The following is a 1477-nucleotide window of genomic DNA, read 5'->3' on the forward strand; positions in this document are numbered from 1 at the left end:
TTTTGTCTATTTCTGTAATTACGTTTACTGATAGTAAGTTTGCAAAAATGTTTCGACAAAAAGAATGATTTATATCAGTAAATGGATATTAAGGTGTTTAATTTAAAATTAATTCCATTTTCGAGGAAATAAAAAATAGAATGTATGTTTAAAAAGCTATTCGGTTCATCAGAACCAAAAGAAGAAAAAGTATTGCCTTGGATACCTTTGAATGCTATGCCGCAATTGCAATTTATCGAAGAAAAATCTAAAGTAAAAACACAAGTTATATTTAAACATTCTACGCGATGTGGGATTAGTAGAATGGTAATGAATCAATTTGTTACGATGTATAGTTTAACGGAAAAAGATTTAGATTTATATTATTTAGATCTTCTAAGCTATAGAGAAATCTCTAATGAAATTGGTGTTCAATTTATGGTCATGCATGAGTCTCCACAGTTATTAGTGATAAGAAATGGAAATGTAGTACGTCACGCTTCTCATGGAAGTATTAATGATGTGAATTTGCTAGATTATATATAATTATTAATTATTTTTAATGCGTATAACCTTAAAAACTAGATTCCCTTGATCGTTTTGACCATTAATTAGAAGTTGAATTTCGTCTAGGTTATCATTGTAAACCCTTATAGTATTGTCGGTGTTTGGTTTCAAATTTACATTTGGTAACCAATCTAAAGTGTTATAAAATATTCTAGAGTTTTTTGTTGGGAACTGCATATCATAATTGGCGTAGTTTGCCGTTGGAATGGTAAAACCAAAATCTACATTTTCAACTTTTAATGTGGATTCTGTATTATTGTTTGTATTTTTATACGGATTTATTTCACCTTTTGTTTTTAATATAACCACGCCAGCAAAGCCGTCTAAACCATATCCAGCGCCTGATGCATTTACTTTGGCTTCTGCAATTTCTGTGGCATTAATAGAATTTAATAAACCGAAATCAGATACTCTAACACCATTCAAAATTACTGCAACTTCGTCATTTCTATTTCCTGGAATAATAGATTTCGCTCCTCTTGAAGATCGAATTTTTGTGGAGTGATTATCTACTTCAATTCCTGGTAAATCTTTAATGACATCCATTGCTGTTTGACTAATATAGTATCTATTTTCTTTTATTATATATGTTTTTGTAAAACTACTTGCGCGAACTTTAGGGTCTGGATAATCATCAGGAAATACAATTTTTTTTGCTTTTTTTGCTTTCAAAACTACTTCGTCTAAGTATTCTTGTTTTTTTATTTGTCCAGAAGCGGTATCGTCGGTATCCGTATTGTCAAAGCCTTTAATATTATAGTTGTTTAAGTCTTTACTAGTTACTAACTCTGGTTTGTAATCTATCAATTGTTCATTTACATGCATGCTTGCTTTTAAAAGTTTTCCTTTAAAATCGACTAAAGATAATTTGTAGTTTGAATTCTGTTTTAATAAAAGACTATCAAAAACAAAGGTGTTGTTTGGTTTTAGT

General features: G+C 29.5%; 2 protein-coding genes. One reads left to right on the forward strand and one right to left on the reverse strand.

Features of this window, described 5'->3' with window-relative positions; translation table 11 throughout:
* Nucleotides 1-144 precede the first annotated feature (144 nt).
* A complete protein-coding gene (ytxJ, locus tag ACVCXO_RS09175; RefSeq protein WP_452229294.1) occupies nucleotides 145-525 on the forward strand; it encodes a bacillithiol system redox-active protein YtxJ in 381 nt (126 codons plus the stop codon).
* 3 nt (nucleotides 526-528) lie between these two features.
* Here the strand turns inward: ytxJ and ACVCXO_RS09180 are convergent.
* Nucleotides 529-1477, reverse strand: a 949-nt coding sequence (locus ACVCXO_RS09180; protein WP_452229295.1) for a hypothetical protein, incomplete at its 5' end; no start/stop codon positions are given.

Source organism: Lacinutrix sp. MEBiC02404 (genome assembly GCF_053601575.1).